At 69.9% G+C, this 14,280-nt stretch carries 13 protein-coding genes and 2 tRNA genes; 7 read left to right on the forward strand and 8 right to left on the reverse strand.

Translation table 11 applies throughout. From position 1 onward, the window contains the following. Nucleotides 1-160 precede the first annotated feature (160 nt). The 8 genes from purM to purS form a co-directional block, all read right to left on the reverse strand. Nucleotides 161-1,231 carry a phosphoribosylformylglycinamidine cyclo-ligase gene (gene purM / locus I8N67_RS26295; protein WP_200306218.1) on the reverse strand — a complete coding sequence of 357 codons (1,071 nt, stop codon included), beginning with the start codon at nt 1,229-1,231 and terminating at the stop codon, nt 161-163. Nucleotides 1,232-1,281: 50 nt separating this feature from the next. Next, on the reverse strand, nt 1,282-2,808 hold the full coding sequence (purF, locus tag I8N67_RS26300; protein WP_200306220.1) for an amidophosphoribosyltransferase: 1,527 nt from the start codon (nt 2,806-2,808) through the stop codon (nt 1,282-1,284). 84 nt (nt 2,809-2,892) lie between these two features. Then, complete coding sequence (locus I8N67_RS26305; protein ID WP_200306275.1) at nt 2,893-3,720, reverse strand: META domain-containing protein; 828 nt, start codon at nt 3,718-3,720, stop codon at nt 2,893-2,895. Between the two features lie 42 nt (nt 3,721-3,762). Then, the gene (locus I8N67_RS26310) at nt 3,763-4,560 is read right to left on the reverse strand and encodes a maleylpyruvate isomerase family mycothiol-dependent enzyme (RefSeq protein ID WP_200306222.1); all 798 of its coding nucleotides are present in this window, start codon (nt 4,558-4,560) and stop codon (nt 3,763-3,765) included. Nucleotides 4,561-4,635: 75 nt separating this feature from the next. Beyond that, nucleotides 4,636-5,118: a hypothetical protein gene (locus I8N67_RS42905; RefSeq protein ID WP_234046308.1), complete on the reverse strand. Its 483-nt coding sequence runs from the start codon at nt 5,116-5,118 to the stop codon at nt 4,636-4,638. Nucleotides 5,119-6,095: 977 nt separating this feature from the next. Further along, nucleotides 6,096-8,354: a phosphoribosylformylglycinamidine synthase subunit PurL gene (gene purL / locus I8N67_RS26320; RefSeq protein WP_200306224.1), complete on the reverse strand. Its 2,259-nt coding sequence runs from the start codon at nt 8,352-8,354 to the stop codon at nt 6,096-6,098. Beyond that, complete coding sequence (gene purQ, locus I8N67_RS26325) at nt 8,351-9,031, reverse strand: phosphoribosylformylglycinamidine synthase subunit PurQ (RefSeq protein WP_200306226.1); 681 nt, start codon at nt 9,029-9,031, stop codon at nt 8,351-8,353. The genes purL and purQ overlap by 4 nt, the downstream gene beginning before the upstream one ends. Next, the gene (gene purS, locus I8N67_RS26330; RefSeq protein WP_200306228.1) at nt 9,028-9,291 is read right to left on the reverse strand and encodes a phosphoribosylformylglycinamidine synthase subunit PurS; all 264 of its coding nucleotides are present in this window, start codon (nt 9,289-9,291) and stop codon (nt 9,028-9,030) included. Before purS ends, purQ begins: the two co-directional genes overlap by 4 nt. A 350-nt stretch (nt 9,292-9,641) precedes the next feature. Here purS and I8N67_RS26335 point away from each other — a divergent pair, with 350 nt between their 5' ends. The 7 genes from I8N67_RS26335 (at nt 9,642) to I8N67_RS26365 (ending at nt 14,258) form a co-directional block, all read left to right on the forward strand. Continuing rightward, nucleotides 9,642-9,959 (forward strand): histone-like nucleoid-structuring protein Lsr2, encoded by a 318-nt coding sequence (locus I8N67_RS26335; protein ID WP_200306230.1) that lies wholly within the window; start codon nt 9,642-9,644, stop codon nt 9,957-9,959. A gap of 184 nt (nt 9,960-10,143) precedes the next feature. Beyond that, nucleotides 10,144-10,215 (forward strand) — tRNA-Gly (locus I8N67_RS26340). 78 nt (nt 10,216-10,293) lie between these two features. Next, a tRNA-Gly gene (locus I8N67_RS26345) sits at nt 10,294-10,366 on the forward strand. A gap of 167 nt (nt 10,367-10,533) precedes the next feature. Then, nucleotides 10,534-11,553 carry an ABC transporter ATP-binding protein gene (locus I8N67_RS26350; protein WP_234046309.1) on the forward strand — a complete coding sequence of 340 codons (1,020 nt, stop codon included), beginning with the start codon at nt 10,534-10,536 and terminating at the stop codon, nt 11,551-11,553. Continuing rightward, a complete protein-coding gene (locus tag I8N67_RS26355) occupies nt 11,550-12,347 on the forward strand; it encodes an ABC transporter permease (protein WP_200306232.1) in 798 nt (265 codons plus the stop codon). The genes I8N67_RS26350 and I8N67_RS26355 overlap by 4 nt, the downstream gene beginning before the upstream one ends. Nucleotides 12,348-12,360: 13 nt before the next feature. Beyond that, a complete protein-coding gene (locus tag I8N67_RS26360) occupies nt 12,361-13,629 on the forward strand; it encodes a sensor histidine kinase (RefSeq protein WP_200306234.1) in 1,269 nt (422 codons plus the stop codon). Then, entirely contained in the window at nt 13,626-14,258 is a 633-nt protein-coding gene (locus I8N67_RS26365; RefSeq protein WP_200306236.1) for a response regulator transcription factor, read from the forward strand. The genes I8N67_RS26360 and I8N67_RS26365 overlap by 4 nt, the downstream gene beginning before the upstream one ends. Nucleotides 14,259-14,280: the final 22 nt, after the last annotated feature.

Genomic DNA, 14,280 nt, shown 5'->3' on the forward strand with positions numbered 1-14,280 from the left:
ACCGCCGGACCGGGTTTTGTGCGTTGTCGCTCCGCTGGGGGAGCAGGGCGCCTAATAGCTCGGGGCCCACTGTGAGTTGCGAGTGCGAGTGCGTTGTGGCTGGTCGCGCAGTTCCCCGCGCCCCTATTGGGCCTTCGGCCCATCAGGGGCGCGCCGCCGCCTAGGCCCGTGCGTAGTCGTTCACCAGTTCTGCGCCCGTGGTGTGGGTGTTGCGGTCGGTGATTTCGCCTGCTACCCAGGCTTCGACGCCTCGGTCCGTCAGGGTGGTGAGGGCCACGTCCGCGGATTCCTGCGGGACGATCGCGATCATGCCGACGCCCATGTTGAGGGTCTTCTCCAGCTCCAGGCGGTCGACCTGGCCGGTGCGGCCGACGAGGTCGAAGATCGGGGCCGGGGTCCAGGTGGAGCGGTCCACGGTGGCGTGCAGGGCGTCGGGGACGACGCGGGCCAGGTTGGCGGCCAGGCCGCCGCCGGTGACGTGGCTGAAGGCGTGGACCTCGGTGGTGCGGGTGAGGGCCAGGCAGTCCAGGGAGTAGATCTTGGTGGGCTCCAGGAGCTCCGCGCCGAGGGTGCGGCCGAGGTCGGCGATCTCGGCGTCCAGGGAGAGGCCCGCCTGGTTGAGGAGGACGTGGCGGACGAGCGAGTACCCGTTCGAGTGAAGGCCGGAGGCCGCCATGGCGATCACCGCGTCACCCGTACGGATACGATCCGGGCCGAGCAGGTGCTCCGCCTCGACCACGCCCGTGCCGGCGCCCGCGACGTCGAAGTCGTCCGGGCCGAGGAGGCCCGGGTGCTCGGCGGTCTCGCCGCCGACGAGGGCGCAGCCGGCGAGGACACAGCCCTCGGCGATGCCCTTGACGATGGCGGCGACACGCTCGGGATGGACCTTGCCGACACAGATGTAGTCGGTCATGAACAGCGGCTCGGCGCCGCACACCACGATGTCGTCCATCACCATCGCGACCAGGTCGTGGCCGATGGTGTCGTACACGCCCAGCTGACGGGCGATGTCGACCTTCGTGCCGACGCCGTCCGTGGCGGAGGCGAGCAGCGGGCGCTCGTAGTGCTTGAGGGCGGAGGCGTCGAAGAGGCCGGCGAAGCCGCCGAGGCCGCCGAGGACCTCGGGGCGCTGCGTCTTCTTCACCCACTCCTTCATCAGCTCTACGGCGCGGTCGCCCGCCTCGATGTCGACGCCCGCGGCTGCGTAGCTGGCACCAGTTGTCTCAGACATGACGGTGAGAACTTTCGTGTCGTACTGCGGAGAAGCAGGTGTACGGGGCCCTACGGGCGACGGATCGCGTCGGCCGCGGCCGTGGCGGCGGGCCCGGCGGCCAGCTCGGTCTCCAGCAGCTGCTTGCCGAGCAGCTCGGGGTCCGGCAGCTCCATCGGGTACTCGCCGTCGAAGCAGGCGCGGCAGAGGTTCGGCTTGGCGATGGTGGTCGCCTCGATCATGCCGTCGATGGAGATGTAGGAGAGGGAGTCGGCGCCCAGCGAGGTGCCGATCTCGTCGATGGTCATGCCGTTGGCGATGAGCTCGGCGCGGGTGGCGAAGTCGATGCCGAAGAAGCAGGGCCACTTCACCGGGGGCGAGGAGATCCGGATGTGGACCTCCGCCGCGCCCGCCTCACGGAGCATCCGCACCAGCGCGCGCTGGGTGTTGCCGCGCACGATCGAGTCGTCGACGACGACCAGGCGCTTGCCCTTGATGACTTCCTTCAGCGGGTTCAGCTTCAGGCGGATGCCGAGCTGGCGGATCGTCTGGGAGGGCTGGATGAACGTACGTCCGACGTAGGCGTTCTTCACCAGACCGGCGCCGAACGGGATGCCGGAGGCCTCCGCGTAGCCGATGGCGGCCGGGGTGCCGGATTCCGGCGTCGCTATGACGAGGTCGGCGTCGACCGGGGCTTCCTTGGCGAGCTTGCGGCCCATCTCCACGCGGGAGAGGTACACGTTCCGGCCGGCGATGTCGGTGTCCGGGCGGGCCAGGTACACGTACTCGAAGACACAGCCCTTGGGCTTCGCGTCCGCGAATCGGGAGGTGCGCAGGCCGTTCTCGTCGATGGCGATGAACTCGCCCGGCTCGATCTCGCGGACGTAGGAGGCGCCGCAGATGTCGAGGGCGGCGGACTCGGAGGCGACGACCCAGCCGCGCTCCAGGCGGCCGAGGACCAGCGGGCGGATGCCCTGTGGGTCGCGGGCCGCGTAGAGGGTGTGCTCGTCCATGAAGACGAGGGAGAAGGCACCGCGCACCTGCGGGAGGACCGTGTGAGCGGCCTCCTCGATGGTCAGCGGCTTGCCGTCGGAATCGACCTGGGCCGCGAGGAGCGCGGTGAGCAGGTCGGTGTCGTTGGTGGCCGCCACCCGGGGCGTACGGCCCTCCTGCTTGGGCAGGTCGGCGACCATCTCGGCGAGCTGCGCCGTGTTGACGAGGTTGCCGTTGTGGCCGAGGGCGATGGAGCCGTGCGCGGTGGCACGGAAGGTCGGCTGGGCGTTCTCCCACACGGAGGCGCCGGTGGTCGAGTAGCGGGCGTGACCGACCGCGATGTGACCTTGGAGGGAACCGAGCGAGGTCTCGTCGAAGACCTGGGAAACGAGGCCCATGTCCTTGAAGACGAGGATCTGGGAGCCGTTGCTGACCGCGATACCCGCGGATTCCTGGCCCCGATGCTGGAGGGCGTAGAGCCCGAAGTACGAAAGCTTGGCGACCTCTTCACCCGGGGCCCAGACACCGAAGACGCCACACGCGTCCTGGGGGCCTTTCTCACCGGGGAGAAGGTCGTGGTTGAGTCGTCCGTCACCACGTGGCACGCCTCCGAGTGTAGGCGAGATCGTGCACCGGTCCGAATCCGGTGATCCCGCCCGCCCCGGTTCCCGACTGCGGGCCGCCGCATGTCACTTGTCGGCGACGGCACCGATACCGACGTTGTTTTCGCTGGTCAGCGTGATACTGCGGTGATCGATCCGATATTCCACCGTGCCCTTGAAGACCTCCAACAGGGCCCGCTCGGTGGCCATGAGTGAGTCGGAGCACATCTTGCGCGTGGTACGCGGGTTGCCAAGGGTGATCTTGTCGTCGCTCACCGTCGCCCTGGCGGAGACCTCGTTGCAGCCGAGGCTGCCGTTGACGGTGCCCGCCTTCTTGTCGAGGGTGAACCAGGCCTTGCCCTCGGCGGCCTCGGGAAGGGAACTGGCCACGTCGTGGTCGAGGAGGGAGTCGACGCGCCACTTGGTGGCGTACAGCTCGGCGGGCTTCTCCTCGCTGAGCTTGACGGTGTCGCCGTCGGCCGTGGTGAGGGTCAGTCCACCGTCGGTGGTCTCGGCGGTGAACTTCTCGGCGTCGAGCGCGCGGGCGAAGCTCTCCTCGAACTTCATCGGGGCATCGCCGCAGGCCATCTCGGTGGAGCGGGCGGCCTCGAAGTCGATGCCGTCGTCCTCGAAGGCGGCGGTCGAGCCGAACGTGTTGCAGCCGTAGTTGCCGTTGACCTCGCCGTCGTCGGCGATCTTCAGATAGGCACCGCCGGGGGCCTGCGCCGTCTTGCCGTCGACGGTCAGGCTGTCGACGGCCCAGCGGACGCCGGTGACGGAGGCCTTCGTGGTCCCCGAGCCGACGGAACCGCTGCCGGAGCCGCTGCCCGACTCGGTGCCGCAGGCCGCGAGGAGCGGCAGCAGGGTCAGGGCCGTCAGGGGCAGAGCGGTGCGGGTGAGTCGCTGCATGTCCATGCCGGTGGGACGGGTGGGGTCCGTGGGCGGTTCCACCTGGGCTCAGCCCATGAGGGGCAACAGCTTGCTCAGGTCCGCGCGCTCACCGCTCGCGCTCACCTTCGCCTCGTCGAGGGCGGTGGCCCAGTCCAGCCGGCCGGTCGCGAGCCGGATCCAGGTCAGCGGATCGGTCTCGACGACGTTCGGCGGCGTGCCCCGGGTGTGCCTCGGCCCCTCCACGCACTGCACGACGGCGTACGGCGGGATCCGCACCTCGGTCGAACCGCCGGGGGCGCGCGTGGCGAGGGTGTCGGCGAGGAGGCGGACGCAGGTGGCGAGGGCGTGCCGGTCGTACGGGATGTCGAGGCCGGGGACGGCCGCGTTCAGGTCGTCTGTGTGGACGACCAGTTCGATGGCGCGGGTCAGCAGGTAGTCGTCGAGCAGCATGCCGCCGGCGCGGGTGTCGATGACCCGGCCCGGTCCGGCGGCGGCGAGCGCGTCGGCGATCCGCTGCCCGACCCGGGCGTAGAGGGCGGTGACGTCGGGGTTGGCCTCGGCCAGGGTGCGGCTGCCCTCGGCGATGGCACCGGCGTACGCGCCGGTGGCGGAGGCGTAGTCGAGCGGGTCCAGCTCCGCCTTCGCGGGCTCCGGCCGCTCCAGCGCCCGGCTGACGCTCTCCACGGCCATCGTGATGTGCGCGGCCAGGTCCCGCACGGTCCACTCCCCGAGCCGGGTGGGCAGCGCCAGCTGTTCCGGGGTGAGGGTGCCCACGGCCGCCCGTACGTTCTCGAACTGGGCCGGCACGGCCTTGCGGGTCTTGGCGGGATCGTAGGTGCGGGGGCGTTTCCTGGCCGGGGGCATGGTGGGGAGCCTATGGGGAGGGGAGGGCGGAGGTGGTGGGGAACTCGATGTTCGTGCAGTCGCGGTCCGGGAAGCTCAAGACGCGGCCCTCTCGGCGTACGAAGCCGTGAACGTCTCGTACGCGGGGAACTCGATGTCCGCGCAGTTGTGGCGTTCGGCGGCGTCGGTGACATACGCGCGGAAGACCTTCTCGTACGCGAGGGCGGTCAGCTTGTCGTAGCCGACGGCGATGGTCATCGTGTGGATCCGCGGCTTCCCGTCGCAGACGGAGGAGGCCCACCAGACGGCCTCGCCCTGGTTGTCGCGGCCTGCCTCGCCCGGTGCCGCGACAGCCGGGGCCTCGTCGGGGTCGGGGTCCCTGAGCTGGACGTTCTTCGCGAGTTCGCCGGAGTAGGTGTGGAAGGAGACGAACCACTGGCCCGGGTTCACCGGCCTGACGACGTAGCCGTACTTCTCCTCGTCCGCGTGGAGCCGGTAGAGGCCGCTCGCCCGTTCCCGGCTGAGCACCAGGGCGCAGCGCTCGTCCCACGTCTCGCCCTTCCGACGGCTCTCGAACACCTGGTCGGCGAGTCGGTCCTGGCGGGCGAAGCCGGCCTCGCGGTACCAGGCGCAGGTCGCCGTTCGCCCGGGAAGCCGGGGTCGGGCCGTCCGTCAGGGCGGGGATGTCCTCCGGCGGATCGGGCAGCCGGTCGGCGCAGCCCAGCCGATCGGCGAAGTTGTTGGCGGTGAGCACGGCGGTCTCGGCGAGAATGTTCCGGTCGTGGTCGGTGAGCTGGCCGTTGTCGTGGAACGCCGACCCGAGGTCCATCAGCGAGGCCCTCGCCCACAGCGGCTTGACCGGCCGTCCGTCCGACTCGCCCTCGGCGCAGGGCAGTTCGACGATGACAGCCGAGTCGGTGACCAGACCCGCGATGCCGCCGCCGAGCGGCTCGGTCGGGTGGTTGGGCTTGCCGAGTGGGTCGAGGAGGAAGTCCCAGAAGCCTTCCGGAACCGTCGGGACCTCATCCGGGTAGACGCCCACCGCGGCTGTGAAGAACCACCTCTCACCGGAGCGCGTGCCGAGTTTCCCGCCCGCCTCGGTGCTGAAGATCTCGCAGTCCTGGGGCAGCCCGGCGTCCAGTTCGATCGTGCCCTCGTCGCCCAGGCGGTGTCTGATGCTGCCGCCGGCCGGGGAGAGCGCCAGCACCCGCCCGGCCGGGACGAGTCCCGCGCAGCCCGCGCCGATCTGGCGTCGGTTGTTCCAGACCTGCCAGATCTCCTTGCCGCTCCACCCGATGCCCACGAGCGCGACCAGACACAACAGCACGTTGAGGGACTTGCGTATCCCGTCAGGGACTCCCACCGATTACTTCCCCGTTCCACCGACGGCCGTGTCCTCACCGAAGGCCCGCGATCTCACCGGCCGGCTGTCGAAGTCAGCAGCGGTACCAGGTGGTTCGGAGGTGGAGTCCCGCATCCCTACAGGACCGTCACGCATGACTTGGGCCCCGCCTGTCGTGACAGGCGGGGCCGAAGTGCCGTACGGGGAAGAGGACTTACGCCAGCAGCGCCGGGATCGTGCCCTCGTGTGCCTCGCGCAGTTCCTCCAGGGTGAGCGCGAACTCGCCCTGGATCTCCACCGAGTCGCCGTCGACGACGCCGATGCGGGTGGCCGGGAGACTCCGCGCGCCGCACATGTCGTTGAAGCGGAGTTCCTCGGAGCGGGGGATCGCGACGATCGCGCGGCCGGCCGACTCCGACAGGAGGAAGGTGAACGCGTCGAGACCGTCCGGGACGACCAGGCGCGCGCCCTTGTCGCCCAGCAGGGCCGACTCCACGACCGCCTGGATCAGGCCGCCGTCCGACAGGTCGTGCGCGGAGTCGATCATTCCGTCGCGGGAGGCGGAGATGAGGATCTCGGCGAGGAGGCGCTCGCGCTCCAGATCCACCGCCGGGGGCAGCCCGCCGAGGTGGTCATGGACGACCTGGGACCAGGCCGAGCCGCCGAACTCCTCACGGGTGTCGCCGAGGAGATAGAGGAGCTGGCCCTCTTCCTGGAAGGCGACCGGGGTGCGGCGGGCGACGTCGTCGATGACGCCCAGGACCGCGACGACCGGGGTGGGGTGGATGGCCACCTCGCCCGTCTGGTTGTAGAGCGACACGTTGCCGCCGGTGACCGGCGTGCCCAGCTGCAGGCAGGCGTCCGCCAGACCGCGTACGGCCTCCGCGAACTGCCACATGACCGCCGGGTCCTCGGGGGAGCCGAAGTTCAGGCAGTCGGAGACGGCGAGCGGCTTGGCGCCGGTCGTCGCCACGTTCCGGTACGCCTCCGAGAGCGCCAGCTGCGCGCCCGCGTACGGGTCGAGCTTGGCGAACCGGCCGTTGCCGTCCGTCGCGATGGCGACACCGAGGCCGCTCTCCTCGTCGATGCGGATCATCCCGGAGTCCTCGGGCTGGGCCAGCACCGTGTTGCCCTGCACGAAGTGGTCGTACTGGCTGGTGATCCAGGACTTGGAGGCCTGGTTGGGCGAGGCCACCAGCTTCAGGACCTGCTCGCGGAGCTCCTCGCTCGTCGCCGGGCGCGCAAGCTTGTTCGCGTCGTCCGCCTGGAGCGCGTCCTGCCAGGACGGGCGGGCGTACGGGCGCTCGTAGACCGGGCCGTCGTGCGCGACCGTGCGCGGGTCGACGTCGACGATCTTGCCGCCGTGCCAGAAGATCTCCAGGCGGTCGCCGTCCGTCACCTCGCCGATGACGGTGGCGATGACGTCCCACTTGTCGCAGATCTCCAGGAACCGGTCGACCTTCTCCGGCTCCACCACCGCGCACATGCGTTCCTGCGACTCGCTCATGAGGATTTCCTCGGGAGAGAGGGTCGAGTCGCGGAGAGGTACGTCGTCCAAGGTCACACGCATGCCGCCCGAGCCGTTCGAGGCCAGCTCGCTCGTCGCGCAGGACAGGCCGGCCGCGCCCAGGTCCTGGATGCCGACGACCAGCTTCTCGGCGAAGGCCTCGAGCGTGCACTCGATGAGGAGCTTCTCCTGGAACGGGTCACCGACCTGGACGGCGGGGCGCTTCGACGGCTTGGCGTCGTCGAAGGTCTCGGAGGCGAGGATGGACGCGCCGCCGATGCCGTCGCCGCCCGTGCGGGCGCCGTAGAGGATGACCTTGTTGCCCGCGCCGGAGGCCTTCGCGAGGTGGATGTCCTCATGCCGCATGACGCCGATGGCACCGGCGTTGACCAGCGGGTTTCCCTGGTAGCAGGCGTCGAAGACGACCTCGCCGCCGATGTTGGGCAGGCCCAGGCAGTTGCCGTAGCCGCCGATGCCCGCGACGACGCCGGGCAGGACGCGCTTGGTGTCGGGGTGGTCGGCCGCGCCGAAGCGCAGCGGGTCCACGACCGCGACCGGGCGCGCGCCCATCGCGATGATGTCGCGGACGATGCCGCCGACGCCGGTGGCCGCGCCCTGGTAGGGCTCGACGTACGACGGGTGGTTGTGCGACTCGACCTTGAAGGTGACCGCGTAGCCCTGGCCGACGTCCACGACGCCCGCGTTCTCGCCGATGCCGACGAGGAGCGCGTCGGACTGCGGGGCCTTCTCGCCGAACTGGCGGAGGTGGACCTTCGAGGACTTGTAGGAGCAGTGCTCGGACCACATGACCGAGTACATGGCCAGCTCGGCGCCGGTCGGACGGCGGCCGAGGATCTCCACGACCCGCTCGTACTCGTCCTTCTTCAGGCCCAGTTCGGCCCAGGGCAGCTCGACGTCGGGGGTCTTTGCCGCGTGCTCGACCGTGTCCAGAGGCGTCCGGCTCATGCGTTGACCAGCTTCTTGAGGATCGAGGTGAAGAAGGGGAGGCCATCGGTGCGGCCCGAGCCGATGAGGGGCTCGACGGCGTGCTCCGGGTGCGGCATGAGGCCCACGACGTTGCCGGCCCCGTTGGTGATGCCCGCGATGTCGTTGAGCGAGCCGTTGGGGTTGAAGCCGAGGTAGCGGAAGGCGACGCGGCCCTCCGCCTCCAGCTCGTCCAGCGTGCGCCGGTCGGCGACGTACCGGCCGTCCATGTTCTTCAGCGGGATGTGGATCTCCTGGCCGGCCGTGTAGTCGGTGGTCCAGGCGGTCTCCGCGTTCTCCACCCGCAGCTGCTGGTCGCGGCAGATGAAGTGGAGGTGGTCGTTGCCGAGCATCCCGCCCGGGAGCAGGTGGGCTTCGGTGAGGATCTGGAAGCCGTTGCAGATACCGAGGACCGGCAGTCCGGCCTTCGCCTGCTCGATGAGCGTCTCCATCACCGGCGAGAAGCGGGCGATGGCTCCGGCGCGCAGATAGTCGCCGTAGGAGAAACCGCCGCACAGCACCACGGCGTCGACCTGCTTGAGATCCTTGTCCTTGTGCCAGAGAGCGACGGGTTCGGCGCCCGCGAGCCTGATCGCACGCTGGGTGTCCCGGTCGTCGAGGCTGCCCGGAAAAGTGACGACGCCAATACGTGCGGTCACTTCGCCGCCTCCGCGACTTCTTCGACCTTGACGGTGAAGTCCTCGATCACGGTGTTGGCGAGGAAGGATTCCGCCAGTTCATGGATGCGGGCGAGCGCGGCGTCGTCCACCGGTCCGTCAACTTCCAGTTCGAATCGCTTTCCCTGACGTACGTCGGAGACGCCCTCGAAACCGAGGCGCGGCAGCGCGCGCTGCACCGCCTGGCCCTGGGGGTCGAGGATCTCCGGCTTGAGCATGACGTCGACTACGACGCGTGCCACTGGCACTCCCGGTGTTGTGGTGCTGAGCGTTCCTACAGGTCTGTTCAGACTACCCGTACAAAATTTCTACGCGAGTAGATTCGTAGGAAACTACAGAGAATGCAGGTGATGGCGGTCACGATCAGGTATCAGGTGATCACCCTCGCGAAAACTTCCGGGAAAGATCCATGAACCCTATTGCGCGCGGGACACGCGGGCGGATTAAGTCTGTCTTCACATTGCAATGCCGGGCACTGTACAAATGAATTGGCAATAGCCGATACTTTGCCCAAATAACAGCCGGACAGCCGACATCTCCCTGACGTCAGGGCACGTCAACGGAGAGATGTCGCACGAAGGGACCGATATTCGTGGCGCAGCGTGTCGTGGTCACTCTCTCCGACGACATCGACGGCTCGGAAGCGGCGGAGACGATCGCCTTCGGACTCGACGGAAAGTCGTACGAGATCGACCTGAACGAAGCCAATGCCAAGAAACTGCGTAAGGCGCTCGCGCCCTACGTCGACGCCGGCCGTAAGCGGTCGAAGTCGGGCAAGGCCTACAAGCAGACCCAGATCGCCCCGGACCCGGCGGCGGTCCGCGCCTGGGCCCAGGCCAACAAGCTGGACGTTCCCGCGCGTGGCCGGATCCCCAAGAGGGTCTACGAGGCGTTCGCCGAGGCGCAGTAGAGCGGCGGCGCGGCAGACGCGCACACCGGCCGTCCGTGGGGTTCGTCAGGCTTCGTCAGCGAGCCCCGCGGACGGGCGACTTGGTCCCTGGCGGACAACCGACTTGCGTTGCCCCCCGGCCGATCAGCTAGAGTCTGGAGCACGCCGAGGGGCAAGGCCGAAAGGTCGGGCTCACCGGAGTCACGCGGGTGTAGTTCAGTAGCAGAACATCCCCCTTCCAGGGGGAAGGCGCAGTGTGCAATTCCTGTCACCCGCTCTGATCACTTACCAACCACTCCGGTGGATCAGGTAAAGTGGTCGACGCGCCGATCAGTGAGAGCCGGTCGGAGGCAATGCGGACGTAGCTCAGTTGGTAGAGCGCAACCTTGCCAAGGTTGAGGTCGCCAGTTCGAACCTGGTCGTCCGCTCGTGAAAGAAGGCCCCGGTCCACTGGACCGGGGCCTTCTTCGTGGTCTTGTTCGTGGTCTTGTTCATGGGTCTTCTTCGTGCCGAGGCGGGCGCGTCTGACATTTGTCATGCCGAGTGATGACACCGCGCACTGCTGTCCGGCCCGTATCGCCGAGACGCTGAAGGCATGAAAACGAACGCACACGACGAGGTGAACACCCCCGATCACGAGAACGTGATCGAGGTCACCGACCTGCGGCGCGTGTACGGGGGCGGTTTCGAGGCCGTACGGGGAATCACGTTCTCCGTGGGCCGGGGAGAACTCTTCGCGCTCCTGGGCACCAACGGCGCGGGCAAGACATCCACGGTCGAACTGCTGGAGGGGCTCGCGCCGCCGTCCGGCGGCCGGGTGCGGGTCCTCGGCCACGACCCCTACGCCGAGCGCGCCGCCGTACGCCCCCGGATCGGCGTGATGCTCCAGGAGGGCGGCTTCCCCTCCGAGCTGACCGTCGCGGAGACGGTGCGGATGTGGGCGGGCTGCACCAGCGGGGCACGGCCCATCGGGGAGGCGCTGGATCTCGTCGGGCTCGCACGGCGGGCCGGCGTACGCGTCAAGCAGCTGTCCGGGGGCGAGAAGCGGCGCCTCGACCTGGCGCTCGCCCTCCTCGGGCGCCCCGAGGTCCTCTTCCTGGACGAGCCGACCACGGGACTCGACGCGGAGGGCCGCCAGGACACCTGGGAGCTGGTGCGGGAGTTGCGCGACGAAGGTACGACCGTGCTGCTCACCACGCACTACCTGGAGGAGGCGGAGGACCTCGCCGACCGGCTCGCCATCCTCCACGAGGGCGTCGTCGCGACGACCGGCACCCCGGCCGAGGTGACCGCCTCCCAGCCGTCCCGCATCTCCTTCGACCTGCCCGCCGGCTACTTCCTCGGCGACCTGCCGCCGCTCGGCGAACTCGGCGTCACCGGGCACGAGGAGACGGGCCGCACGGTGGTGCTGCGCACGCACGAACTCCAGCGGGCGGCCACCGCGCTGCTGCTCTGGGCCGAACGGGCGCGGGTGGAACTGGGGCGGCTGGAGGTGCGGTCGGCCTCGCTGGAGGAGGCGTTCCTGCGGATCGCCCGGGAGACGGCGGCCGCGTCGGCGGCCGCCGCGACAGCCGAGTCACACACGGAGTCCCGTACGAAGGAGCCGACCGCATGAGCACCGTCCGCACCGTCACGTCCCCGAGCCGTACGACGGCCAAGGGCCGTATGACCGCCCTCGTCCGCGCCGAGCTGACGCTGCTGGGGCGGAGCCGGGCCACGCTGGTCACGGCGGTGCTCGTGCCCTTGCTGCTGCCGCTCAGCGTGCGGTCGGCGACGGACGAGATGGATCTGGCGAAGGCGGGGCTGAGCGTCGGGACGGTCATCCTGCCCGCCGCGGTCGGCTTCTCGCTGCTCTTCGCGATCTACACCACCCTCACCAGCGTCTATGTCGTACGCCGCGAGGAACTGGTCATCAAGCGGCTGCGGACCGGTGAGCTGCGCGACCCGGAGATCCTGGTCGGGGCCGCGCTGCCCGCCGTCGGCATCGGGCTCGCGCAGTGTGTGCTCGTCACGGCCGGCAGCACGGTCCTGCTCGACGTCGAGACCCCGCCCGCTCCCCAACTTGCCGTACTGGGCGTGCTGTTGGGGGTCGTGCTGTGCGTGGCGCTGGCGGCGGTCACGGCGGGCCTCAGCCGTACGGCCGAGAGCGCGCAGGTGACCAGCCTGCCGCTGATGTTCGTGTCGATGCTCGGCTCGGGCATCACCATCCCCCTCGAAGTGCTGCCCGACCGCGTGGCCGCCGTCTGCGAACTGCTGCCGCTCTCCCCTGTCATCACCCTGGTGCGCGGCGGCTGGACCGGCGACCTGTCCGCCTACGAGGCACTCGGCGCCATCGCCACCGCGCTGGCCTGGACCCTGCTCGCGGTGTTTGCTGTACGGCGGTGGTTCCGCTGGGAACCGCGCCGGTGAGAGGGGTTGGGTCATGCGGGGGCCGGGGGCATGGTGGCGGGGAAAGAGCACGCCGGCGAAGGTGGAGACGTACACGCGGTGGTCGTTCCACTCGTTCCCGTTGATCGAGATCGGCGGGTTCGGGATACCGCTCTTCGGCCAGTTGTCGCTGCGGTACGCCGGCTGGTTCTTCGCCCTGGTGTGCGCGCACGCCGCGCTCTCCTCGATCACGGTCTCCCGGTCGCTCGACTGGGTGCGCGGCAGCCGTGAGCAGCCCGTACGCCTGCTCTGGACGCTCGGGACCGCCACCGCGCTGGTAGGGCTCGTGGCGTTCGTCCTCGCCCACGGCGGGGCCCCCGACGACGACGCCAGGACGGCGCTGGGCGTGATGTTCGGAGGCGTCCTGATCTTCGGCGTCGGCATCATCGCGCTCGGCCTCCGCAGCCGACGGCGCGTACTGGCCATGGTCGTGGCCTTCGTCGCGGTCAGCGGGGCCTCGGCCCTCGCCGTCGGGGCCAACGGGGCCGAAGTCCTGGCCACCGTGCTGGCGATGCTGTTCGGCATCACGGCCATCGCCTTCACCTCCATCTTCTCCGTCTGGCTCCTCAGGGCCGTCTACGAACTCGACGACGCCCGCGAGACCCGCGCCCGGCTCGCCGTGGCCGAGGAACGGCTCCGCTTCGGACGCGACCTGCACGACGTGATCGGCCGCAACCTCGCGGTCATCGCCCTCAAGAGCGAACTGGCCGTCCAGCTGGCCCGCCGGGAACGCCCCGAGGCCGTCGAGCAGATGATCGAGGTCCAGCGGATCGCGCAGGAGTCCCAGCGCGAGGTGCGCGATGTCGTACGGGGGTACCGCGAGGCCGACCTCGGCGTGGAACTCTCCGGTGCGCGCGGTGTGTTGGAGGCAGCCGGCATCGACTGCTCGGTCGCCGGGGCGGACACCGCCGGGCTGCCCGGCGAGGTGCAGTCCGCGCTCGCGTGGGTGGTGCGGGAAGGAACGACGAACGTGCTGCGGCACGGGAACGCAGGGCAGTGCGCGGTGGTGTTGAAGGTGACGGAGGGGCAGGTGGTGCTGACCGTGGAGAACGACGGGCTACGGGTGGCCGGGGACGGAGGCGGGGACACGGAGCGCTGCGGCGGGGGCGGCGGGTCCGGGCTCGCCGGGCTGCGAGAGCGGCTGGCGGTCGTGGCCGGGACGCTGGAGGCGGGACCGGTGGGCGGGGAGGCGTTCCGGGTGGTGGCCCGGGTGCCGCTGCCGTCGCCGAGAGCCGCGGTCCCCGTGGGGAAGGGCACGTCATGAGCGCCGTACCGGAGGCCGGGCGGCGTGTGCGGCTGCTGCTCGCCGATGACGAGCATCTGATCAGGGGGGCGCTGGCCGCGCTGCTGTCGCTGGAGGACGACCTGGTGGTGGTCGCGGAGGCGGCGAGCGGTCCGGAGGCGCTGGCCATGGCGCGGGCGCACGAGCCGGACGTGGCGGTGCTGGACCTGGAGATGCCGGGCGCGGACGGTGTGAAGGTGGCCACATCCCTGCGGGCCGAACTGCCGGGCTGCCGGGTGCTGATCGTGACCGGCCATGGGCGGCCGGGGCATCTGAAGCGGGCGCTTGAGGCGGGTGTGCGCGGTTTCGTCCCCAAGACCGTCAGCGCGCAGCGGCTCGCCGAGATCATCCGGACAGTGCACGCGGGAAGCCGTTATGTGGACCCGGAGTTGGCGGCCGACGCCATCTCCGCGGGGGACTCGCCGCTGACCGCGCGGGAGGCCGAGGTGCTCGAATTCGCCGGCGACGGGTCGCCCGTCGCGGAGATCGCCGAACGCGCCGCGCTCTCCCAGGGGACCGTACGGAACTATCTGTCGTCGGCCGTCTCCAAGCTCGGGGTGGAGAATCGGCACGCGGCGGTGCGGCTCGCACGGGAGCGAGGTTGGGTATAGTGGGCTTCGCGCCACGGCGCAA

It is taken from the genome of Streptomyces adelaidensis (genome assembly GCF_016598475.1).
Lineage (GTDB): Bacteria > Actinomycetota > Actinomycetes > Streptomycetales > Streptomycetaceae > Streptomyces > Streptomyces adelaidensis.

Coding starts and splice junctions, on each gene's coding strand:
- I8N67_RS26310 (WP_200306222.1), bottom strand. CDS start 4,560: ATGCCCCCGGCCAGGAAACGCCCCCGCACCTACGATCCCGCCAAGACC.
- purL (WP_200306224.1), bottom strand. CDS start 8,354: ATGAGCCGGACGCCTCTGGACACGGTCGAGCACGCGGCAAAGACCCCC.
- I8N67_RS26350 (WP_234046309.1), top strand. CDS start 10,534: ATGAAAACGAACGCACACGACGAGGTGAACACCCCCGATCACGAGAAC.
- I8N67_RS26360 (WP_200306234.1), top strand. CDS start 12,361: ATGCGGGGGCCGGGGGCATGGTGGCGGGGAAAGAGCACGCCGGCGAAG.
- I8N67_RS26355 (WP_200306232.1), top strand. CDS start 11,550: ATGAGCACCGTCCGCACCGTCACGTCCCCGAGCCGTACGACGGCCAAG.
- I8N67_RS26305 (WP_200306275.1), bottom strand. CDS start 3,720: ATGGACATGCAGCGACTCACCCGCACCGCTCTGCCCCTGACGGCCCTG.
- purM (WP_200306218.1), bottom strand. CDS start 1,231: ATGTCTGAGACAACTGGTGCCAGCTACGCAGCCGCGGGCGTCGACATC.
- I8N67_RS26365 (WP_200306236.1), top strand. CDS start 13,626: ATGAGCGCCGTACCGGAGGCCGGGCGGCGTGTGCGGCTGCTGCTCGCC.